This is a genomic window from Bacillus cereus group sp. BfR-BA-01522 (assembly GCF_022662635.1).
Classification (GTDB): Bacteria; Bacillota; Bacilli; order Bacillales; family Bacillaceae_G; genus Bacillus_A; species Bacillus_A cytotoxicus.
In genome coordinates this window covers 52,744-73,764 of the sequence record NZ_JAKUDY010000015.1, presented here as the reverse complement: position 1 = coordinate 73,764, position 21,021 = coordinate 52,744, and the positions used below count along the sequence as shown (strand labels likewise).

Below are 21,021 nucleotides of genomic sequence, written 5' to 3'. Positions count from 1 at the left end.
CACGTTGTTTGTTTCGTTCAGTTTTCAAAGAACTCGTTTGTCGCTTCATTTGCGACTTCCTTATGTTAGCATCTCTTCTTTTTGATGTCAACTAAGTTTTTTATTTCTTTTTTCGCTTTCTGCATGTTTTGCATCAGCGACGGTTATTAATATAGCATGTTAAAACATGAAAGGCAATACTTTTTTTGTTTTTTTATAAAAAGAGCGAATTCCTTCTTTTCACTTCATATAATGAAACAATACCTCCCCTTAGTACACGCAAATTTATTACTTATAAAAACAAATAGGTGATAGCTACATCACAGGAAACGAAATCATAAGGAGGAATACATATGGAATATACAGATTTATTACTAAAGCTCGGCCTATCCGCTGTATTAGGATTTGCAATTGGCCTAGAACGAGAACTAAAAAGAAAACCACTCGGATTAAAAACTTGCTTGGTTATTTCTATTATTAGCTGTCTTCTTACCATCGTTTCCATTAAGGCTGCTTATAATTTACCTCATACGAATCATCTCAATATGGATCCATTGCGGCTTGCTGCTCAAATTGTTTCAGGAATTGGTTTTTTAGGTGCTGGCGTTATTTTACGAAGAGGAAATGACAGCATTGCAGGATTGACTACTGCCGCCATGATTTGGGGAGCTTCTGGTATTGGAATTGCAGTTGGAGCTGGTTTTTATATCGAAGCAGTTTTCGGCATGTTTTTTCTTATGATAAGTGTAGAATTAATTCCTTTAACAATGCAATTTCTAGGACCCAGGTCATTACGACAACGAGATATCGCTGTTAAACTTGTTGTGCGCAATATGAATAATATTTCAACTGTTATCGAAGAAATTAAAGCTATGGATATAAAAGTAAAGAATATGAAACTGAAAACATTAGAAAATAGCTCACACCTGTTACATTTAAAACTATCCGTAGATCAAAAAACACATACAACCGATGTTTACTACACCTTACAACACCTCGATAGTGTCCAACAAACAGAAGTTGAAAGTATTTAAATACCTCCTACTAACTTTTTGTCACTATACAGAACAGAATTGAAAAGAAGATCAATCTCTACGTGGTAGAGAGAGTAATCTTCTTTGATTATTTTTTAGGTGTTTTTCTTTTTTTGATAATGGTAACAATGATTATAGCTTTATATGTAGGAGGAGAAATATTTTGAAACCACCAGCAAACCTAATAGACACCTTTCGTGATTCTATTATTTTTCGATTAATTTGTTTTATTGTTATACTCACTACAGTTTTTGGCTTTATCATATATAAACTAGAGCCTACATATTTTTCTACATGGTTAGATGGTATATGGTGGTCTCTCGTTACAATTTTTACTGTTGGTTACGGTGACTATGTCCCTCATACACCTATAGGAAAAATAGTCGGTATGCTTTTAATTTTATTAGGGACAGGCTTTTGCTCTTATTTTATGATCTTATTCGCTACAGAAATGATGAATAAGCAATATATGAAGATCACAGGAGAGGAGGCAGCTTCTTCTAATGGTCATATGATTATTGTAGGTTGGAATGAAAGAGCAAAACAAGTTGTAAGTCAAATGTCTACATTAAATCCAAATCTGGATATTGTCTTAGTAGATGAAACACTTTCCTTGCTCCCAAAGCCATTCCATCATCTAGAATTTATTAAAGGATGCCCACATCACGATGAAACTTTGTTAAAAGCCAACATAAAAACAGCACATACCATTTTAATCACAGCAGATAAAGAAAAAAATGAAACTTTAGCGGATACGCAATCTATTTTAAACATTTTAACCGCAAAAGGATTAAATCCACATATTCATTGCATTGCTGAACTCTTAACCTCAGAACAAATTCAAAATGCAACAAGAGCAGGAGCGACGGAAATTATAGAAGGAAACAAGTTAACCAGCTATGTTTTTACTGCTTCTCTTTTATTCCCGTCTATTTCAGGTGTATTGTTCACGCTCTATAACGAGCTCTCAGAAAGTAAATTACAGTTAATGCAGGTGCCACCATCATATGTTGGAAAAACATTTGAAGGATGTAGTAATTTCCTTTTAAAACAAAATATTCTGTTGCTGGGTGTAAAACGCGATGAACAATTTCATATTAACCCTGTTCGCACATTAGTAATTCTTAAAAGTGATATTTTGATTGTCATTCATCATTGATAAGATGTCTTTCTATTTCTTGCACGAATGCTTTACCAATCTCTATATACTTTCTTTTTATATGCCCATCAGCATCTTTCGGTTCTGCAAATTGATCTAGTCCGCTTGTTCCAGCTGCAAACATGTTTACTTGATCATCTAGTTCGTCTTGATACACATGCGAAAGAAGATAAGGTGTTCCAAGACGAACGACCACACCTGGAACATCAAGCTCTCCTTCCACAGCTGTAAATGGCAATCTTAAAAATTGATATCCATCTTCTTCATCCAGTTTGTAATCAAAGCATCCTTTATCATACTCCCAATTTCCACCTATATTGTAGCCAAGCGGCTTTAACGTTTCCTCTAGTTGATAAAGAGCATATAGACGACCTTCTAAATCGGATTGAATCGGAATCATATCATTCACCCTTCTAATACATTTTTCATTAGCATACCCGTTCTAGTAAGAATATATTGGTGATTCATACCGTCAAAAGAAAAAAACTGTTAGGGACATGCCCTAACAGTTTTCTTTATTTTAAACGCTCTTCCAATTCTGCTTTTAGTTCTTCGAATCCTGGTTTTCCAAGTAAAGCAAACATGTTTTTCTTATATGCTTCGACACCTGGTTGATCAAATGGATTTACACCTAATAGATAGCCACTCATCGCACATGCTTTTTCGAAGAAATATACAAGGTAACCGAATGTATACTCATTTAATTCTGGAATATTAACGATTAAGTTTGGCACGCCGCCATCACTATGTGCTAATAATGTACCTTCGTACGCTTTTGTATTTACGAAGTCCACCGTTTTCCCAGCAAGATAGTTTAAACCGTCTAAATCGCTCTCATCTAATTCAATTGTTAGTTCATGTGTAGGTTTACCTACTTTTAGAACTGTTTCAAATAAGTCACGACGTCCTTCTTGGATGTATTGACCTAATGAGTGTAAGTCGGTAGAGAAATTTGCTGAAGATGGGAAAATACCTTTTTGATCTTTCCCTTCACTTTCACCAAATAGTTGTTTCCACCACTCAGCGAAATATTGAAGTGCTGGTTCATAGTTAACAAGCATTTCAATCGTTTTCCCTTTGTTATATAACGCATTTCGTACAACCGCATATTGATAAGCTGGATTTTCTTCCAGTTCTGATTTTGCAAAATCATTGCAACCAGCCGCTGCCCCTTGCATCATTTCTTCAATGCTTAAACCACTAACAGCAATTGGCAATAATCCAACTGGCGTTAATACAGAGAAGCGTCCACCAACATCATCTGGAATTACGAATGTTTCGTAACCTTCTTCGTCAGCTAATGTTTTTAAAGCGCCACGCGCCTTATCTGTCGTTGCATAAATACGTTTACGCGCTTCTTCTTTTCCGTATTTGTCTTCTAATAATTTACGGAATAAACGGAATGCGATTGCAGGTTCTGTTGTTGTACCTGATTTGGAAATTACGTTAATAGAGAAGTCTTTGCCTTCTAGTACATCCATTAAATCTTTCATATAAGTGGAGCTAATGTTTTGTCCAACAAATAGCACTTGTGGAGTTTTACGTTGTTCTTTAGAAAGCATATTGTAGAAAGAATGGTTTAACATTTCAATTGCTGCACGTGCTCCTAAGTAAGAGCCACCAATACCGATAACAAGTAAAATGTCAGAGTCATTTTTAATTTTTTCAGCACATTTTTGAATGCGAATAAATTCTTCTTTATCATATGCAAGGGGAAGGTCTACCCATCCAAGGAAATCGTTCCCAGCCCCAGTTTTTTCATGGATTGCATGATGTGATACCTTTACTGCATCACGTAAATAAGTTAATTCGTGTTCACTGATGAACGATAATGCTTTAGAGTAATCGAACGTTACATGTGTGCTCATCTTTTTCCCTCCAATTATGTATATGTATTTCTGTATTCACTTTAGCGAAACTAAAGTTGTAAATCAAGCGATTGACGAATTGTAAACGCAACCAATCATTATTTTTTGAAAAATGTTCATTTTTCGTATAAAAACCGGTATTTAGGGGTATAGATGTATACATGTCGTATACTATATATTTTTTATGTATAAAAACAGCAAAAGAAAAACATGCTATAAACGAGTTAAATCGCATAAAGGTTTACTCATGTTCTACATTTAAGGAGGGCTATTTAAGATGAGTACTTTACAACGAATCGCCTTAGTATTCACTGTAATCGGTGCCGTCAACTGGGGACTTATTGGATTTTTTCAATTTGACTTAGTAGCAGCTATTTTTGGCGGACAAAACTCTGCTCTCGCAAGAATTATTTATGGCATTGTCGGTATTTCTGGGCTCATTAATCTCGGGTTATTATTTAAACCATCTGAAAATCTAGGTACACACCCAGAAACGCATGAAATTCGATAATCAGTATGTCATTCTTCTCATCCGACATACGAATATGATTGCTTGCAATCATATTTGCTAAATATATATCATAACAAAGTAAAAGAGGAATGCTCATGAGCATTCCTCTTTTACTTTGTTATGTCCGATTCTTCTATCCACTCTGTTAACTTCTCACGCAATGTATGAAATCCTTTTGCGGATGGATTGGGCACAAGAACTTTCCCTTGTTTTCTTTTTGCTGCTTTTAATGATAAACTCATCTTTTTGTGCTCTTCATCAACGGAAAGTACCTTTACTTCTACTGTATCTCCGATTTTTAAATAATCATGAACATCTTTTACATACCCATTTGTAATTTCAGATATATGCACAAGACCTTGCGTTTCATCATCCAATGCTACAAATGCGCCGTAATCTTGAATTCCAGTCACTTTCCCTTTTACAATCACTCCTGTTGTATATTGTTCTGACATATGAAACACTCCCATACGTTTACCATTTTTTCCTGCTACTATTCCGTAGCTAAGCATCCACTGAGAACTTATAAAGAATAGATAGATGCTATTAACTTTAAATAATTGCTTAGCGAAATCTTAACTAAGAACCCCCTGATATTAGTAAATTATACCATCCCCTCTTCTTTCATTCAAAATTCATAAAAAAATCCCCTCTAGTACGTATATTTTTCAAATATTGGGATAGAATACTAACACATGGCTTTCTAGTATTCCCCCCCTTTTATGGACAAAACGTATTCTGTTTTGTCCTTTTTTTATTCTCCACAAAACGTTTCATTCTGTTCATAGCTTCCATAAGTTGCTCAAGTGAAGTCGCATAAGAACAACGAATAAACCCTTCACCACTTTCACCAAACACACTACCTGGTACAACCGCAATTTTTTCCTCTATCAATAATTGCTCGGCAAATGCCGCTGAAGACAATCCTGTTGAAGAAATAGAAGGAAATACATAAAACGCACCACCCGGTACATGACATGTTAATCCCATCTCATTTAACGACTGTGTCATAAAGTTGCGGCGCTTCTTGTAACTGTCTCTCATTCGAATAACTTCATCATTCCCGGACCGAAGCGCTTCGAGCGCAGCAAACTGTGACATTGTTGGCGCGCACATCATAGAATACTGATGAATTTTTAACATGAATGATGAAAAATGAGTAGGAGCTGCAATCATCCCAAGACGCCATCCTGTCATTGCAAATCCTTTTGAAAATCCAGAAATTAAAATCGTATGATCCCTCATATTCTTTATGCTAGCAAAACTTGTATAAGCTTCATCATAGACAAGCTCCGCATAAATTTCATCTGATAGAACAATTAAATTATATTTTTCTACAATTTCTGCTAACTTTTCTAATTCAGATTTGTTTAAAAGCGCCCCTGTTGGATTATTTGGAGAACAAAGCAAAATTGCTTTCGTCTTTGTTGTAATCGCTGCTTCAATTTGTTCTGGCTGTACTTTAAATGCGTTCTCTAAAGATGTTGCAACCGGTATTGGAACGCCCCCTGCCAATGTAACAAGGGGGGCATATGACACAAAGCTCGGTTCTATAATAATCACTTCGTCACCAGGATTCACAATCGCACGCATGGCCACATCTAGCGCTTGGCTTGCTCCAACTGTCACAATAATTTCGTCATTTGGATCATAAGAAACTTCAAATTGTTTTTTTAGATACTTTGCTATTTCTTGACGTAGTTCTAATAATCCTGCATTTGCCGTGTATGCTGTATACCCTTCTTCTAACGAACGAATACAGGCTTTCCTTACATTCCACGGTGTCACAAAGTCAGGTTCTCCAACACCAAGTGAAATAACACCTTTCATTCCTGCTGCTAAATCAAAGAACTTTCGAATACCAGATGGCTGTAAAGACTCTGCTGCTCTAGATAGTTCAAACTGCTTCATGGTGTCACCACAATTCGTTTATCATCATCTGTATTTTCATAAATAATTCCCTCATGTTTATATTTTTTCAAAATAAAATGAGTTGTTGTTGAAACGACTGATTCAATTGTTGCTAATTTTTCAGAAACAAATGTCGCTACTTCTGCCATCGTTTTTCCTTCTAATGTAATTGAAAGGTCGTATGTCCCTGACATTAAATATACTGATTTCACTTCTGAATAACGATATATTTGTTCAGCAACCGCATCAAACCCAACTCCATGCTTCGGCGTTACCTTTACATCAATCATTGCCGTTAAACCAGTGTGCTCTTTCACCTTTGTCCAATCAATATGTGTCACATAGTCTACAATAATGTTTTCACTTTCTAATTTTGCAACCATTTTTTGTGCTTCTTCAACCTCTATATTTAACATTTTCGCTAAAGTTTCTACAGATAAACGACTGTTTTTTTCAAGACATACTAACAATTCCAATTCTTTTTCAGTCATCACATAACTCATCCTCTCTTTTGTTTGTTTTTAAATTATACAGACACTCTTTTCTATTTGAAAAGAAGATTTTTTTAGAGAATTATGTAAAAATAAAAAGGAAAGGGGATGAGTTGATGAAACCAAAAGTATACATCGCTGAACGTATACCAGTATTTGTAGAAAAATATTTATCTGAACACTGTGAATATGAAAAGTGGAATCGCGATGAAAAGATTTCTCGTGACGTTTTATTAGAAAAAATAAAAGATAAAGATGGCTTACTGAATTTCGGAGCAAAGATTGATGAAGAATTATTACAAGCAGCTCCTAACTTAAAAGTTGTGAGTAATATTTCTGTCGGTTATGATAACTTCGATTTAAAAGCAATGAAGAGAAGAAATGTAATTGGAACAAATACACCATATGTATTAGACGATACAGTAGCTGATCTTGTTTTTGCTCTTATGCTATCAGCTAGCCGCCGCGTATGTGAACTTGATTCTTATGTCAAAAATGGGAATTGGGATACTGAGATTTCAAAAGATCATTTTGGAGTAGATGTCCATCACCGTACAATTGGCATTATCGGTATGGGACGTATTGGAGAAGCAGTTGCCAAGCGAGCAAACTTCGGCTTCGATATGGACGTTTTATACCACAATCGCCGTCGTAAAAAAGAAGCTGAACAGAAATTTAACGCTACATACTGTGAACTAGATACATTGCTGAAACAATCTGATTTTGTTGTCCTTTTAACTCCATTAACTGCTGAAACATATCATCTCATTGGCGAAAACGAATTCTCGCTTATGAAGGAAACAGCGGTTTTCATTAATGCTTCTCGCGGAAAAACAGTAGATGAAGCGGCGTTAATTTCTGCCTTACAACAAAAAAAGATTTTTGCAGCTGGTATTGATACCTTTACACAAGAACCGATTGAAAAAGACAATCCACTTTTATCTCTACAAAATGTGGTTACTTTACCTCATGTTGGGTCAGCAACATTAAAAACGAGACAACAAATGGCAAAAGTAGCTGCTGAAAATTTAGTTGCAGGCTTACAAGGGAAAACACCACCTAATATTGTACACGAGTAAAAGGCAAAATGGACTTCCATCTTGCCTTTTACTCGTGTACATAAATATTTTCTTATAAGGAGATGATATGAACAAAAAATGAATGGAGTGACAAAAAATGAAACATGAATTCAAATATCCCTATTTCACTTTTTCCACTCGTGGCATAACTGTTCATTATGAGTTGTATGAGCATTATAATAAAAAAGAACGGCCTACTTTCGTACTCGTTCATGGTTTCCTCTCTTCTTCATTTAGTTATCGGCGATTAATACCTTTACTAGCCCAAGAAGGCACAGTAATTGCCCTTGATTTACCACCGTTCGGGAGAAGTGATAAATCCAATCACTTCAAATACTCTTACCATAACTTAGCAACCATCATTATCGACTTAATAAAACACTCGAAATTTTCTAACATCATTTTAATTGGACACTCCATGGGGGGACAAATCTCTCTTTATGTGAACCGTATATGTCCTGACTTAATAAAAAAAACGATTTTACTATGCAGCTCCAGCTACTTACATCGCGCTACTTTACCTCTTATTTATTCTTCTTATTTACCATTTTTTCATCTATATGTGAAGAAATGGATTACAAAAAGAGGAATTGTTCATAACTTAATGAATGTTGTTCATGACCATTCTTTAATTGACGATGAAATGATGGAAGGCTATGCTGCTCCCTTTTACGATAATCGAATATTCCCTGCTTTAACGCGAATGATTAGAGATCGGGAAGGCGATTTACCATCGACCGAATTACGTAAAATTCAAACACCTACTTTACTGATTTGGGGAGAACAAGACCGCGTTGTTCCCATTCAAATTGGACAACGACTTCATAAAGATTTGCCAAATTCTCAATTCATTTCATATGAAAACACAGGGCATTTACTACCTGAAGAAAAACCAGAGCACATTTATGAGGAAATTATTTCTTTTGTTGCAAATTGAACTCCCCCTCCTTCACTTCGTTTAGAAGAGGGGGTTTTACTAAAGTGGAACTTTAATCAATGTTTTTTCTTCATCCCCTACTCATTATATCCCTTCACCACTCGGGCTGTTACGGACAATAAGCCCCCCTCTCTGAATCTTTGAATGAGAGTCTTACTGCCCTAAAATAGCGGGATCAAATATAGCTACCAAAGTAAGAGCAGCTATATTGAACAACTTCCGCCCTCTTTTAAAATAAGCAACTGTTCTGCTAACTTTTCACATTTTTCTAACGGAGGAACTTCTTCAAACGACATAAAATATATATGTTGAATTTTTTTCGCAATATATCTTGGATCATCAAACGCACTTACTACATATACAACATCACTTGCTTCTGTTTCATAAAACTCCGCTCCCATTTGAAACGGATCCCAGTTTTTTACCAGCTCCACCATTCTTTCATATGCACCCATTTACTTCCCGCCTTTTTCTCGTTTTCATGCTTTCCTTTATCGTATCACATCATATATGCTAGAAGAAGAGTAGGAATTTTCATAAAATGTAGTTTTATAGCAGAAAGGAGCTAAACTATGCATCAATTTCAAAAAGTAGTGAATCGCCGTGGTACTCAAAGCATCAAATGGGATACATATAAAGATGAGGAACTTTTACATGCTTGGATTGCCGATATGGACTTTGAAGTACCAACAGCAATTCAAAATGCGATAAAGAAACGTCTTGAACATCCTATCTTTGGGTATACACTGCCACCAAAGGAAATACTAGATACTATTTGCCAATGGACAAAACAGCAATATAATTGGGACATACAAAAAGAATGGATTGTATTTAGTTCTGGAATTGTTCCAGCACTTAGCATAAGTGTACAAGCACTGACAAACGAGAATGACACCGTTCTTGTACAGCCACCTATTTATCCACCATTCTTTCATATGGTCACCAAAAACAATCGGCTTTTATGTGAAAGTCCATTACTGTTCGAAAATGGAAAATATAAAATGGATCTCGAACATTTAGAAACACAATTTCAACAAGGTGTAAAGCTTATGTTTCTTTGTAATCCACATAATCCCGTTGGACGCGTCTGGACAAAGCAAGAACTTTCCGAACTTGGAATGTTATGTGAACGATACGATGTAACCATTGTTGCCGATGAAATTCATGCGGATATTATTTTCTCAGATTATCTCCATATACCATTTGCCTCCTTATCTGAACAATTAGCAAAACGGACTATTACTTGCATAGCACCAAGCAAAACATTTAATATTTCTGGTTTACAAGCTTCTATCGTTATTATTCCAGATCGAAAAATCCGTCATGCTTTTACATCTGTGCAGCAAAGCCAAGGCTTTCACGGCTTAAACATATTTGCTTATGAAGCAATGCAAAGCGCCTATACAGAATGTAATGAGTGGGTAACAGATGTTCGCTCTTATATAGAAGAAAACGCCCGATTTGCTTGTGAATTCATTGATACACACATTCCTACTTTATCTGCTATCAAGCCAGAAGGAACTTTTTTACTCTGGGTAGACTGTACAAAACTTCATCTGTCTCAAAAAGAACGAACAAAACTGCTAGAAGAAAAAGGAAGAATTATCGTAGAACCAGGTGAAAAATACGGAATAGGTGGAGAACAACATATTCGCATTAACATCGGTTGTCCGCTGTCCGTTTTGAAAGACATTTTAACTCGGCTTCAATATGCACTTTCATAAGGCACATTTTTTATCCCGCTATTTTAGGGCATCCCAATTGAGGGAGGGCTCGATGTAGCCCTTTCTTCATTATCAATGTCCCTTCACGAACCTTAACTTCCTATCAATTAGAATAAACAAAAGTAAGAGCTACCTTTCAAAGTAGCTCTTACTTTTGTTTATTCGCAGATACTTTTTTCACAATAACCCCACAGGCAATTCGATTCCCTGAATTTCCTGTCGGCTGCGTCATGCCATCATCCGGATTTTCAGTAATGATAATAGAGGCTCCATCTTTGCGATATAAAGTGGTTCGCCCTTCTTCAAGCGATACATTTGATGCTTCAATTTCCGCTTTAATCTTTCCTGTATCGTCCGCAATCACATTTGGTAAATCACCGTTCTCTGCTCCTTTTGGATTCATAAGCCCATGCTTCTTCTTATCATCTACATTAAAATGATTACCAGCTGACTCAAAGCGTGGTGCTTTACATTCTCCCATTTCATGAATATGTAATCCATGTGCACCAGGTGTAAATCCATCTGCTTTAATTGATATTTTCACTCCGCTTGTTTGCTGCGTTACTTTCGCTGTTCCAACCTCATCGCCAGACGCATTGTATAACTTCACATCAATTTCTTTTGAGTTCCCTTTGTCACAGCCTGTGATAAGAACTAGCATACAACAACTAAATAAAAGCTGTTTTTTCATTCCCATTCCCTCCAAGATACATTCTGTCCTTAGAGTATCCGAGCTTGAAGAGAAACATACAAAAACGAATTAGCGTTTCTTTTCAGCTAACAACTTTTCTTCTATCTTTCGCAAGCGATCAGCTTCTTTTTTAGAGACACGAATGAACATGCGCCACGTCACAACAGCCCCAATAATAAATAAAATACAAACGATTCCAGGAATAATATATTCCGTTTTATCCTCTGGAAAATATAAAGGCATCATCACACTCACTCCTTTTCTACACGTTTTGTATATTTACTAGTTGTACACACTCTCATACTTTCCTCTAATCGTTTAAAGGCATCGAACGAAACAATACATGCTTCTCTATATCCTTCACACACTTCGGAATTTTCTGTCATATCATTATCCATTATAACACTTCATGATTTACAATCCTACTTAACAAATGCTTTCTTTGACTCTGCCTCTTACTTTCCTTACTATAAAATTGAGGTGAAAAATATGAAAGAAACATTTGAAATCGGAGAGATTGTTACTGGTATTTATAAAACAGGAAAGTACATTGGAGAAATTACAAATAAACGTCCTGAAAGTTACGTTGTGAAAGTATTAGCTGTTTTAAAACATCCCATGCAAGGTGACTTACATAACATAAAACAAGCAGATGTCCCATTTTTCCATGAAAGACGTGCTTTATCTTTTCGTGAGCAAACAAATATTCCAAAAGCAATGGTTAAAAAGTATGACGGAGATATTCCGGATTACAAAGAATCTCTAAAAACAGCATTAAAAGCTCAAATCGCTGCATTGTTAGAGGATGATTCACCTTTTGCACAGCGCAGTTTACAAACACTCCAGCAATTAAAACGAGACTATAAGTTATAAAAACAAAACGACCAAATTACACATTTTGCAATTTGGTCGTTACTGTGTACTTACCTTCTTTAATAATTTCGAAAAATCAACAAGTTCTCCTAACGTAGGTGGAGCTGGTTTCACTAAATATTCTTTATCCTTCTCGACAAGTTTAAAGATATTATACGTTGTCATCGCGTCATCTAATGCACAGTGATGCTTTCCTGTTCCTACCTTTCCATATGCTTCAATTGCTTTCCATAATCCTGTTTGATTTCGCTCTCCAAAAAAACGCTTATATTCTAGGGATAAATCTCGACAAACGCCTGAAAATGGAAACGGAACACCTGCTACTTCACAATTATGTTTCAATACTTTCATATCCATATTTCCCCACGTGACAATTGTCGGTTTATAGCGCTCTTCATATTGAACAAGTTTGTCGACAAGTGCTAAAAAAGAAATTCCTCCATCTACAGCTTCTTGATCAATTCCTAAAAAATCTTTACATCGATTTGTTAAATCTGGAAAACTTTCCGGTCTAACATAAGATGAATACGTATCTTCCATTGTACAACCGATAACCGATACAAGCCCTACTTCAATAATTTCGGGAAAGAAACCTTTTGGTTTTTTTCGATTTTGAGGCATCGTGAACTCAAAATCTAAAAATAAAAATTGCTTTTCATCCATACGATCCCTTCCTTATCATTTTGTCTCCTCTTCCTTCTACACGAACAAGCTCGAATTTGAAACATTCAGATTGGATGTATCTTATATATATGTCAAATAACCACAAATATTTTTAAAAAAGAAAAATTCATTTGTACAGAAAATGTAACAAAATAAACCCTTTATTTACATCCGACATTTTTCTACTTTATAATGGCGTTAAGTGTGTTTTCTTCTACAATTTTTTGACACACTAAGAATAGTAAACGAAAGGAGATGGGGTTTTTGCACGAAACAACGCAAGAAATCGCAAACTGGCAGTATTATTTTGCTATCGCAGTCTTTTTAATTACATATGCCATTATCATTTCAGAAAAAATTAATCGTGCTGTGATTGCACTTTTAGGCGCAGCACTTATGGTCATCTTCGGTATTGTTGACTTACACAACGCATTTACAAAACATATTGAATGGGGAACTATTACACTTCTCATCGGTATGATGATTTTAGTTAACATTACGAGTAAATCGGGTGTATTCCAATATGTTGCCATTAAAGCTGCGAAACAAGCACAAGGAAATCCTATTAAAATTTTGATTTCCCTTTCTTTGCTGACCGCACTTGGCTCCGCATTTTTAGATAACGTAACAACAGTACTTCTTGTTGTTCCAGTTACTCTATCTATTACGCGCATTTTACAAGTAAATCCTGTTCCGTATTTACTGTCTGAAATTATTTTCTCAAACATTGGAGGGACTGCAACATTAATTGGTGACCCACCAAACATTATGATTGGTTCAGCAAACAAGCATTTAGATTTCAATGCATTCTTAATTAATTTGGCACCAATCGTAATCATTATCATTACTGTAGTAACAATTATGCTTTACTTTATGTATCGCAAACAACTAATTGCTGATCCAGTACAAGTTAAAAAATTAATGAGTTTAGATGAAAAACAATATATTAAAGATCCAGTACTAATGAAAAAATCTTTAACAGTACTTGGACTGACAATCGTCGGTTTCATGACTCATTCTATTTTCCATATTGATGCTGCTGTAATCGCATTAACTGGTGCCACTATCCTTATGTTAATTGGTGTCAAAGAACATGAAATCGAAGAAGTATTCGCTCACGTTGAGTGGATTACCATTTTCTTCTTTGCAGGATTATTTGTACTCGTTGGTGGTCTTATCGATATCGGTCTTATCAAAACATTAGCGCAAAAAGTAATCGGAATAACAGGTGGGGATATTTCTTACGCATCTGTGCTCATTTTATGGGTATCTGGTATTGCTTCTGCAACAATTGATAATATTCCATTCGTTGCAACAATGATTCCACTTATTAATGATATGGCAGTTGGACTTGGTCTATCACCTGCTGATGCGCAAATCGATGTACTATGGTGGTCATTAGCACTTGGTGCTTGCTTAGGTGGAAACGGAACATTAATCGGAGCTTCTGCCAACGTAATCGTAGCAGGTATCGCCAGCCGTGAGGGACATAAATTTAGTTACATGGACTTTTTAAAAGTCGGTTTTCCGATTATGATTGTGTCACTCATTATTTCTCATATTTATATTTATTTACGTTATTTAATGTAATACCAAAGGCTAGCGCACATATGCGATAGCCTTTCTTCATAAATCAGTGATTTCTCTTCAGTTATCGCCAATTCGACACAACTTATCAACCATTCGATAAAATACCCTATCTCAATATCTTGTTGGTTCATTCCGAATCAATAAATTGGTAAAAAGATCGAACATATTATCACATGAATACTAGTAAACAGATGAACAACTTCTCTTCTCAATTATGAAACATCTCAAAACTTCAAAAGAATTTTTCATTCAAAAAACAATCATCGGTTGAGTACTTCGTAAATATGCCAAAACAACTTCAGATGTTGTATGGAAATATGTACAAACGAATGCACTTTTGCCCAGCAATGAAACACATTCAATACTTATATGGTATAAAGAACAAAAAAATAGACGAAACTCTATCATAAAGACAATCGTTCCTCTATTGTGATTTAAAAAAGAACATGATAGAATATGTTCATTATTATGAAATATAAGTAGCGATGATGGACTTATAAGTACTTGCACCTACAAGCGATTCAGGGATAGTGAAAGCCTGAAAACGCAAGGAAACGGCAGTCTTGAGCAATACATGATAAAGTGGATGTGAAAAGCACATCAACTAGGGTGGAACCGCGGGCAAACGCTCGTCCCTAGGCAACAAGCCTAGAGACGAGCGTTTTTGTATTTAAAAGCGCAAGGCGGCTTGCTCAAGAAATTACGTTTCATAAGTGCACTCTATCATCGCCAATACGTTAACTTTTAAAAGGAGGATTTTAGTATGTATTCAATGGAACAAGTTGTAAACTTAGCGAAACATCGCGGTTTTGTTTTTCCTGGTTCTGAAATTTATGGTGGTCTTGCAAATACTTGGGATTACGGTCCACTTGGTATCGAACTAAAAAATAATGTAAAAAAAGCTTGGTGGAAAAAATTTATTCAAGAATCTCCATACAACGTTGGTTTAGATGCAGCAATCTTAATGAACCCAAAAACTTGGGTAGCCTCTGGTCATGTTGGTAACTTTAACGACCCAATGATTGACTGTAAAAAATGTAAAGCTCGTCATCGCGCTGACAAATTGATTGAAGATGCTTTAGATGCAAAAGGTATCGAAATGATTGTTGACGGTCTTACTTTCGAACAAATGGCTGACTTAATGAAAGAGCACGAAGTGAAATGTCCAGACTGCGGCAGCCAAGAATTCACAGAAATCCGTCAATTCAACTTAATGTTTAAAACATTCCAAGGTGTTACGGAATCTAGCACAAACGAAATTTTCCTTCGTCCTGAGACAGCACAAGGTATTTTCGTAAACTTTAAAAATGTACAACGTTCTATGCGTAAAAAACTTCCATTTGGTATCGGGCAAATCGGTAAAAGTTTCCGTAATGAAATTACACCTGGTAACTTCACATTCCGTACACGTGAGTTTGAACAAATGGAACTTGAATTCTTCTGTAAACCAGGTGAAGAATTAGAGTGGTTTACATTCTGGCGCGAAACTTGCAAAAACTGGTTACTATCACTTGGTATGAACGAAGACAGCATGCGTCTTCGCGATCACGGTGAAGAAGAATTATCTCACTACAGTAACGCAACAACTGATATTGAATTTAAATTCCCATTTGGTTGGGGCGAACTTTGGGGCATTGCCTCTCGTACAGACTTCGACTTAAAACGTCACATGGAACATTCTAGTGAAGACTTTAACTATATCGATCCACAAACAAACGAACGTTACGTACCATACTGCATCGAGCCATCTCTTGGCGCAGATCGCGTAACATTAGCATTCTTATGCGATGCATACGAAGAAGAACAATTAGAAAACGATTCTCGTACAGTTCTTCGTTTTCATCCTGCTTTAGCACCATATAAAGCGGCTATCTTACCATTATCGAAAAAACTATCTGAAGGTGCTAGAGAAGTATTTGCAGAGCTGGCAAAAGACTTCATGGTAGATTACGACGAAACAGGTTCAATTGGTAAACGTTACCGCCGCCAAGATGAAATCGGTACACCATTCTGTATCACATATGACTTCGACTCAGTTGAAGACAAGGCTGTAACAGTACGTGACCGCGATACAATGGAACAAGTTCGTATGCCAATTAGCGAGCTAAAAAGCTTCTTAGAGAAGAAAATCCAGTTCTAACAAGAAAAGGCTATCCTAAGGTACATAGCCATCCAGTTAAGATTACGTATATAATTTTCATCAAAAACAGCCATTCTTTCATGGATACTCCATGAAAGAATGGCTGTTTTATGTCTTTAATGAATTTTACAAAAGGCACAGATAACAATACCGAAATCATCTTTTTATGAAACTGTCGATGTAATAAGGAGATCATTTTCTTAAGCGAACTGTTTTTTTCTTTTAATTTCATTATTAATTTTCATAATTCGGTTTTTATATACAATCCATGAGAGGATAACCAAGATCATGAGAAGGGCAACTGATACCCAAAGGGTGATATCCTTGTTAGAATAATATGTATCAAATAACATACCCTCACCATCATCTCCGAAAATCGCTATCGTGTAATTCCAGATAAAATGTCCCCCAGCAGCAACCCATAAATTATTATAGGCTAAAGTTAAAATAGAAAAGAATACACCTACAAAATATGCTATGAGAAATACTAGGAATTCAGAATAATCGGGTGAATTAAAATGTAAAACAGAAAAGGCTATCGGGTTTAATAAAATCGCTACATACACATTTGTAGAACGAAGCAAGGTTCCTAAAGCATAGCCACGGAAAAGAATTTCTTCATAAAAACTTTGAATCATTACAACGGGGATAGTAAGCAACACAATTTTCACAGAATCTGGATGGGCACTAACTGTAATGGAGCCACCTGCTATAAGTAAATTCAAGATTGTATTAACAACGAAAAAGGTAAAGACAATCCCAATACCAATTCCATAATTTTTATATGTTTCTTTTGATAAGAATCCTGTTGGAAGACGAAGAGGTCTAAGACTTCGATGGTGTAAAAAAGCAGCTAGTAATGTCAAGACCACAATTAATAAAGGGATAAACACGGCATAGGTTCGCTGTTCTAGATTTGATAGGTCATCATAATTTATATTCAAAATACTTAAAAACAGATCAAGTATTTTCCCACCAATCATCATACCACCAAACAATAAAATGATTGGGACAGCAAGAGCTAATATTATATTTAGTACGATTTTCCATATCTTCATATGACAAACTTCCTTTCTATGAGTTCTGTATGAAATCTAAATAAATATTTAATATGATAAGTATTTTTTTTAATTATATACTCCCATAACTATTTACGATAATGAAATATTACCTTAGTAAAAGGAAGTTTTTTAGCATTTCAAAAAGAACATTTTCTTGCTCGACAGTTCATTATTGAAAAAAAGCTCTTTTTTCATTTCGGGGAATGTTTACTTTTCCTAAGTTGATGGCGATGACCCTAGGGCGACCGCGCCCCGATTGGTGAGAGCTCATAATAAGCGAGGGATGAAGCCCCCACTTATTAAAGTTTCACTTTATATGGAATCCCTAACTAAAACTAGGAAATCCCTTTTATTTTTCACGCTTTTCTTTAATTGCAACTGTACATCTAGAAATGCAAATTAAATCATCATTTTCATCAATAATGCGCACGTCCCAAACCATCGTTGTTTGTCCTTTGTGGATTGGTATTCCGATTGCTGTGACAATTCCATCACGTTTAGAACGAATATGATTTGCATTGATTTCCAGTCCGAAGCAAATACACTTTTCTTGATCAATTAAGTTATAAGCCCCTACGCTCGCCACTGTTTCTGCTAAAGCAACTGATGCACCTCCATGCAAAAAGCCAAATGGCTGATGTGTGCGTCCATCTACTGGCATCGTAGCCACTACTTTCTCTTCTGTCATTTCTAATAATTCAATCCCCAATGCATCCATTAATGTTTTTGGCATTTCTATTCCTCCTCTATGAAATTCAAAAAAATGTATAATTTTCCCTATTTATTTTCAAACTATCCATAACACTTATATAGGGAGGGTTTATTTTATGAAAAAGATATATTTTATACTAACAATTGCATTCTCCTTGCTCACTATTGTACCAAATTGTACAAATGCAGCAAAAGGCTCTAACATGCCAATTGAAATTAAAACGATTACCCAAAAAGGGAAGAAGCCTTATATAGACTATCAAATAAGCAGACCTTCTTTTCATCACTTTCCAGATTTAACATTTCAAAATCAATTAAATGCATATTATAAAAACGCTACTAACCGCTTTAAAAAAAGAGTAACAAAAGAAGCGAAAAAATATTATGAAGAAACAAAGCATACGGAATCTTCTTTTCAGCCTTATGTTGCAAATGTTGACTATAAAATCACATTAAACAAACTACCTTTACTAAGTTTATATGTAAATTATTATCAATATACAGGCGGTGCACATGGATTATATACATGGAAAGCAAATACATTTGATGTAAATAAAAAGAAACTATTACACTTAGATGATTTATTCAAAAAAAATAGCGCCTATCAAGATATCATTCGTACAGAGATCGTAAGGCAAATCAAACAAAATGAAAGCATCTATTTTCCAGATGCAGCTGAAAAAGTGATTAACACAAAAAAATTCTATTACTTTTTAGATCCAGACTATCTTACCGTTTATTTTCCGTTATATGAAATCGCACCATATTCAAGTGGAATTCCGCAATTTCGTATTTCATACACCTTGCTTCAAAACTCCTTGAAGCCTTATTATCAGATTATTTTACTTGACAAGAAATAAATGCATCGATACGATAATGTTAACTATAAATCGATAGGAGTTAACATTATGAACAAATTACGTCCTTTAGATTTAGTACTATCTGCGATGTTCGTTGCACTTATGGCGATCGGTGCAAATATTGTATCATGGGCACCATTTTTACAGGTAGCTGGTGTCCCATTGACGATGCAACCATTTTTTTCAATTTTGGCAGGACTTCTCCTTGGTAGTAGACTTGGTGCCTTATCTATGACAATTTATATGCTTGTCGGAGTTGCTGGTGCACCGATTTTTGCAAACTTTAAAGCGGGCTTGGGAGCGCTTTTAGATCCTACAGGTGGATTTATTATTGCATTTATTATGGTTGCTTACATATCTGGAAAGCTTGTGGAACAAAGAAACAATCCAAAATTCGGTACATTTGCAATCTCAGCTTTTGTTGGCATTATTTTAACTTATATAATTGGTACAACTTATATGTATGTAATCGTAAACTTGTGGATGGGCGGAAACATGAGCTATAAAGCAGCTTGGATGATTATGATGTGGTTTGCTTTAAAAGATTTTATTCTTACGGTAATCGGCGCCGTTATTGCACCTCGTATATACTACGCAGTTCGTCGTTCTGCTTATCAACATTCTCATTCTACACAATCCTCATAAAAAAGAGCTACTTCATGTAGCCCTTTTTTATGAGGATTGATTTGTTTGTTCTTCAACAATCTTCTTCATAAGTTGTAAAAGATCTTCACGCAGTTCATCATACTGAAGCGCCATTTCAATTGTCGTTTGAACAAATCCTAATTTTTCTCCAACATCGTAACGCTTCCCTTCAAAGTCATAAGCAAATACGCGCTGAATTTCATTTAATTTTTGAATAGCATCCGTTAGTTGAATTTCACCACCAGCACCAATATGTTGTTCTTCTAGAAACATAAAAATTTCTGGTGTTAAAATGTAACGTCCCATAATTGCTAAGTTTGAAGGTGCTGTACCTTTCGCTGGTTTCTCCACAAAATTGCGAACTTGGTAACGACGTCCCTCTTGTTCTAATGGATCAATAATTCCATAACGATGCGTTTCTTCTTCTGGAACCGTTTGTACACCAATAACAGAAGAGAGTGTTTTATCATATTCATCCATTAATTGACGTAAACATGGTGTTTCAGCTTGTACAATATCATCGCCTAATAGCACCGCAAACGGCTCATCACCAATAAATTTCCTTGCACACCAAACAGCATGCCCTAGTCCTTTTGGTTCTTTTTGACGGATATAATGAATGTCTACCATTTTAGAAGAAGCCTGTACTTTCTCAAGCAATTCATATTTTTTCTTTTCCAATAAGTTTTGCTCTAATTCAAATGCATGATCAAAATGATCTTCAATAGAGCGCTTTCCTTTACCTGTAACAATAATAATATCCTCAATTCCAGAGGCTACCGCTTCTTCGATAATATATTGAATCGTTGGTTTATCCACAATTGGAAGCATCTCTTTTGGCATTGCTTTTGTCGCTGGCAAAAAGCGCGTTCCTAACCCTGCTGCTGGGATAATCGCTTTTCTTACTTTTTTCATAACAAATCCCCTCTTTTCTAATCCTTGTACTATATTTCCTTACTTATACACGAAAGTGATTACTCTGACATTCATAATTGCAACGTTACAGACAGTATATCATATCCATTCTGCTTACATATCTCATTTTTATATACAAGAAAAGAGGAGGTCACTCTCCCCTTTGCTCTCCTTTAATA

General features: G+C 35.6%; 24 protein-coding genes and 1 pseudogene. 12 read left to right on the top strand and 13 right to left on the bottom strand.

Annotation, left to right across the window (positions count from 1 at the left end; translation table 11 throughout):
• Positions 1–332 precede the first annotated feature (332 nt).
• Positions 333–1,013 carry an MgtC/SapB family protein gene (locus MR059_RS18125; protein ID WP_012095962.1) on the top strand — a complete coding sequence of 227 codons (681 nt, stop codon included), beginning with the start codon at positions 333–335 and terminating at the stop codon, positions 1,011–1,013.
• Between the two features lie 163 nt (positions 1,014–1,176).
• Positions 1,177–2,172, top strand: a complete 996-nt coding sequence (locus MR059_RS18120; protein WP_012095963.1) for a potassium channel family protein — start codon at positions 1,177–1,179, stop codon at positions 2,170–2,172.
• On the opposite strand, the gene MR059_RS18115 is transcribed toward MR059_RS18120, so the two are convergent.
• Positions 2,159–2,572 (bottom strand): YugN-like family protein, encoded by a 414-nt coding sequence (locus MR059_RS18115; RefSeq protein ID WP_012095964.1) that lies wholly within the window; start codon positions 2,570–2,572, stop codon positions 2,159–2,161. The two genes, MR059_RS18120 and MR059_RS18115, sit on opposite strands and share 14 nt — an antisense overlap.
• Positions 2,573–2,687: 115 nt before the next feature.
• On the bottom strand, positions 2,688–4,040 hold the full coding sequence (locus tag MR059_RS18110) for a glucose-6-phosphate isomerase (protein WP_012095965.1): 1,353 nt from the start codon (positions 4,038–4,040) through the stop codon (positions 2,688–2,690).
• Positions 4,041–4,317: 277 nt separating this feature from the next.
• On the opposite strand from MR059_RS18110, the gene MR059_RS18105 reads away from it, so the two are divergent.
• Positions 4,318–4,551 (top strand): DUF378 domain-containing protein, encoded by a 234-nt coding sequence (locus tag MR059_RS18105; RefSeq protein WP_002124440.1) that lies wholly within the window; start codon positions 4,318–4,320, stop codon positions 4,549–4,551.
• Positions 4,552–4,661: 110 nt separating this feature from the next.
• Here MR059_RS18105 and yugI read toward each other — a convergent pair whose 3' ends face one another.
• The 3 genes from yugI to MR059_RS18090 form a co-directional block, all read right to left on the bottom strand.
• On the bottom strand, positions 4,662–5,006 hold the full coding sequence (gene yugI / locus MR059_RS18100) for a S1 domain-containing post-transcriptional regulator GSP13 (RefSeq protein ID WP_041810098.1): 345 nt from the start codon (positions 5,004–5,006) through the stop codon (positions 4,662–4,664).
• A gap of 265 nt (positions 5,007–5,271) precedes the next feature.
• Complete coding sequence (locus tag MR059_RS18095) at positions 5,272–6,462, bottom strand: aminotransferase (RefSeq protein ID WP_012095967.1); 1,191 nt, start codon at positions 6,460–6,462, stop codon at positions 5,272–5,274.
• Positions 6,459–6,956: an Lrp/AsnC family transcriptional regulator gene (locus MR059_RS18090; RefSeq protein ID WP_041810100.1), complete on the bottom strand. Its 498-nt coding sequence runs from the start codon at positions 6,954–6,956 to the stop codon at positions 6,459–6,461. Before MR059_RS18090 ends, MR059_RS18095 begins: the two co-directional genes overlap by 4 nt.
• A gap of 113 nt (positions 6,957–7,069) precedes the next feature.
• Between MR059_RS18090 and MR059_RS18085 the strand changes: the two genes are divergently transcribed.
• Together MR059_RS18085 and MR059_RS18080 are read left to right on the top strand one after the other, a co-directional pair.
• The gene (locus MR059_RS18085) at positions 7,070–8,032 is read left to right on the top strand and encodes a 2-hydroxyacid dehydrogenase (protein ID WP_012095969.1); all 963 of its coding nucleotides are present in this window, start codon (positions 7,070–7,072) and stop codon (positions 8,030–8,032) included.
• A gap of 97 nt (positions 8,033–8,129) precedes the next feature.
• Positions 8,130–8,969 carry an alpha/beta fold hydrolase gene (locus MR059_RS18080; RefSeq protein WP_012095970.1) on the top strand — a complete coding sequence of 280 codons (840 nt, stop codon included), beginning with the start codon at positions 8,130–8,132 and terminating at the stop codon, positions 8,967–8,969.
• 203 nt (positions 8,970–9,172) lie between these two features.
• On the opposite strand, the gene MR059_RS18075 is transcribed toward MR059_RS18080, so the two are convergent.
• Positions 9,173–9,424: a DUF1871 family protein gene (locus MR059_RS18075; protein ID WP_012095971.1), complete on the bottom strand. Its 252-nt coding sequence runs from the start codon at positions 9,422–9,424 to the stop codon at positions 9,173–9,175.
• 117 nt (positions 9,425–9,541) lie between these two features.
• On the opposite strand from MR059_RS18075, the gene MR059_RS18070 reads away from it, so the two are divergent.
• Positions 9,542–10,693: a MalY/PatB family protein gene (locus tag MR059_RS18070; protein ID WP_012095972.1), complete on the top strand. Its 1,152-nt coding sequence runs from the start codon at positions 9,542–9,544 to the stop codon at positions 10,691–10,693.
• A gap of 148 nt (positions 10,694–10,841) precedes the next feature.
• On the opposite strand, the gene MR059_RS18065 is transcribed toward MR059_RS18070, so the two are convergent.
• From MR059_RS18065 to MR059_RS18055, 3 genes are all read right to left on the bottom strand, one after another.
• Positions 10,842–11,384 (bottom strand): superoxide dismutase family protein, encoded by a 543-nt coding sequence (locus MR059_RS18065; RefSeq protein WP_012095973.1) that lies wholly within the window; start codon positions 11,382–11,384, stop codon positions 10,842–10,844.
• A gap of 69 nt (positions 11,385–11,453) precedes the next feature.
• Entirely contained in the window at positions 11,454–11,630 is a 177-nt protein-coding gene (locus MR059_RS18060) for a hypothetical protein (protein WP_012095974.1), read from the bottom strand.
• Between the two features lie 5 nt (positions 11,631–11,635).
• Positions 11,636–11,782, bottom strand: a complete 147-nt coding sequence (locus MR059_RS18055; RefSeq protein WP_157671215.1) for a hypothetical protein — start codon at positions 11,780–11,782, stop codon at positions 11,636–11,638.
• 91 nt (positions 11,783–11,873) lie between these two features.
• On the opposite strand from MR059_RS18055, the gene kapB reads away from it, so the two are divergent.
• Positions 11,874–12,257: a kinase-associated lipoprotein KapB gene (kapB, locus tag MR059_RS18050; RefSeq protein WP_012095975.1), complete on the top strand. Its 384-nt coding sequence runs from the start codon at positions 11,874–11,876 to the stop codon at positions 12,255–12,257.
• Positions 12,258–12,296: 39 nt separating this feature from the next.
• On the opposite strand, the gene kapD is transcribed toward kapB, so the two are convergent.
• On the bottom strand, positions 12,297–12,920 hold the full coding sequence (gene kapD / locus MR059_RS18045) for a 3'-5' exonuclease KapD (protein WP_012095976.1): 624 nt from the start codon (positions 12,918–12,920) through the stop codon (positions 12,297–12,299).
• Positions 12,921–13,175: 255 nt separating this feature from the next.
• Here kapD and MR059_RS18040 point away from each other — a divergent pair, with 255 nt between their 5' ends.
• The 3 genes and pseudogenes from MR059_RS18040 to MR059_RS18035 all read left to right on the top strand — a co-directional run bounded on the left by MR059_RS18040 (position 13,176) and on the right by MR059_RS18035 (position 16,650).
• Entirely contained in the window at positions 13,176–14,510 is a 1,335-nt protein-coding gene (locus MR059_RS18040; protein ID WP_087095494.1) for an ArsB/NhaD family transporter, read from the top strand.
• Between the two features lie 190 nt (positions 14,511–14,700).
• Positions 14,701–14,920, top strand: a pseudogene (locus tag MR059_RS22035) (DNA alkylation repair protein); the annotation flags it as partial.
• A gap of 353 nt (positions 14,921–15,273) precedes the next feature.
• Complete coding sequence (locus MR059_RS18035; RefSeq protein ID WP_012095978.1) at positions 15,274–16,650, top strand: glycine--tRNA ligase; 1,377 nt, start codon at positions 15,274–15,276, stop codon at positions 16,648–16,650.
• A gap of 200 nt (positions 16,651–16,850) precedes the next feature.
• Here MR059_RS18035 and MR059_RS18030 read toward each other — a convergent pair whose 3' ends face one another.
• A complete protein-coding gene (locus MR059_RS18030; protein WP_012095979.1) occupies positions 16,851–17,708 on the bottom strand; it encodes a CPBP family intramembrane glutamic endopeptidase in 858 nt (285 codons plus the stop codon).
• Positions 17,709–18,060: 352 nt separating this feature from the next.
• Entirely contained in the window at positions 18,061–18,444 is a 384-nt protein-coding gene (locus MR059_RS18025; protein WP_012095980.1) for a hotdog fold thioesterase, read from the bottom strand.
• Between the two features lie 94 nt (positions 18,445–18,538).
• Here MR059_RS18025 and MR059_RS18020 point away from each other — a divergent pair, with 94 nt between their 5' ends.
• Positions 18,539–19,282, top strand: a complete 744-nt coding sequence (locus MR059_RS18020) for a DUF3298 and DUF4163 domain-containing protein (protein ID WP_012095981.1) — start codon at positions 18,539–18,541, stop codon at positions 19,280–19,282.
• 48 nt (positions 19,283–19,330) lie between these two features.
• A complete protein-coding gene (locus tag MR059_RS18015; RefSeq protein ID WP_012095982.1) occupies positions 19,331–19,927 on the top strand; it encodes a biotin transporter BioY in 597 nt (198 codons plus the stop codon).
• A 27-nt stretch (positions 19,928–19,954) separates the two neighbouring features.
• Here MR059_RS18015 and galU read toward each other — a convergent pair whose 3' ends face one another.
• The gene (galU, locus tag MR059_RS18010) at positions 19,955–20,842 is read right to left on the bottom strand and encodes a UTP--glucose-1-phosphate uridylyltransferase GalU (RefSeq protein ID WP_012095983.1); all 888 of its coding nucleotides are present in this window, start codon (positions 20,840–20,842) and stop codon (positions 19,955–19,957) included.
• Positions 20,843–21,021: the final 179 nt, after the last annotated feature.

Bases quoted from the DNA above. Each gene is read 5' to 3' on its own strand.
- MR059_RS18125 (WP_012095962.1), top strand. From the start codon at position 333: ATGGAATATACAGATTTATTACTAAAGCTCGGCCTATCCGCTGTATTA.
- MR059_RS18115 (WP_012095964.1), bottom strand. From the start codon at position 2,572: ATGATTCCGATTCAATCCGATTTAGAAGGTCGTCTATATGCTCTTTAT.
- MR059_RS18110 (WP_012095965.1), bottom strand. From the start codon at position 4,040: ATGAGCACACATGTAACGTTCGATTACTCTAAAGCATTATCGTTCATC.
- MR059_RS18105 (WP_002124440.1), top strand. From the start codon at position 4,318: ATGAGTACTTTACAACGAATCGCCTTAGTATTCACTGTAATCGGTGCC.
- yugI (WP_041810098.1), bottom strand. From the start codon at position 5,006: ATGTCAGAACAATATACAACAGGAGTGATTGTAAAAGGGAAAGTGACT.
- MR059_RS18095 (WP_012095967.1), bottom strand. From the start codon at position 6,462: ATGAAGCAGTTTGAACTATCTAGAGCAGCAGAGTCTTTACAGCCATCT.
- MR059_RS18085 (WP_012095969.1), top strand. From the start codon at position 7,070: ATGAAACCAAAAGTATACATCGCTGAACGTATACCAGTATTTGTAGAA.
- MR059_RS18080 (WP_012095970.1), top strand. From the start codon at position 8,130: ATGAAACATGAATTCAAATATCCCTATTTCACTTTTTCCACTCGTGGC.
- MR059_RS18075 (WP_012095971.1), bottom strand. From the start codon at position 9,424: ATGGGTGCATATGAAAGAATGGTGGAGCTGGTAAAAAACTGGGATCCG.
- MR059_RS18070 (WP_012095972.1), top strand. From the start codon at position 9,542: ATGCATCAATTTCAAAAAGTAGTGAATCGCCGTGGTACTCAAAGCATC.
- MR059_RS18065 (WP_012095973.1), bottom strand. From the start codon at position 11,384: ATGAAAAAACAGCTTTTATTTAGTTGTTGTATGCTAGTTCTTATCACA.
- MR059_RS18060 (WP_012095974.1), bottom strand. From the start codon at position 11,630: ATGATGCCTTTATATTTTCCAGAGGATAAAACGGAATATATTATTCCT.
- MR059_RS18055 (WP_157671215.1), bottom strand. From the start codon at position 11,782: ATGGATAATGATATGACAGAAAATTCCGAAGTGTGTGAAGGATATAGA.
- kapB (WP_012095975.1), top strand. From the start codon at position 11,874: ATGAAAGAAACATTTGAAATCGGAGAGATTGTTACTGGTATTTATAAA.
- kapD (WP_012095976.1), bottom strand. From the start codon at position 12,920: ATGGATGAAAAGCAATTTTTATTTTTAGATTTTGAGTTCACGATGCCT.
- MR059_RS18040 (WP_087095494.1), top strand. From the start codon at position 13,176: ATGGGGTTTTTGCACGAAACAACGCAAGAAATCGCAAACTGGCAGTAT.
- MR059_RS18035 (WP_012095978.1), top strand. From the start codon at position 15,274: ATGTATTCAATGGAACAAGTTGTAAACTTAGCGAAACATCGCGGTTTT.
- MR059_RS18030 (WP_012095979.1), bottom strand. From the start codon at position 17,708: ATGAAGATATGGAAAATCGTACTAAATATAATATTAGCTCTTGCTGTC.
- MR059_RS18025 (WP_012095980.1), bottom strand. From the start codon at position 18,444: ATGCCAAAAACATTAATGGATGCATTGGGGATTGAATTATTAGAAATG.
- MR059_RS18020 (WP_012095981.1), top strand. From the start codon at position 18,539: ATGAAAAAGATATATTTTATACTAACAATTGCATTCTCCTTGCTCACT.
- MR059_RS18015 (WP_012095982.1), top strand. From the start codon at position 19,331: ATGAACAAATTACGTCCTTTAGATTTAGTACTATCTGCGATGTTCGTT.
- galU (WP_012095983.1), bottom strand. From the start codon at position 20,842: ATGAAAAAAGTAAGAAAAGCGATTATCCCAGCAGCAGGGTTAGGAACG.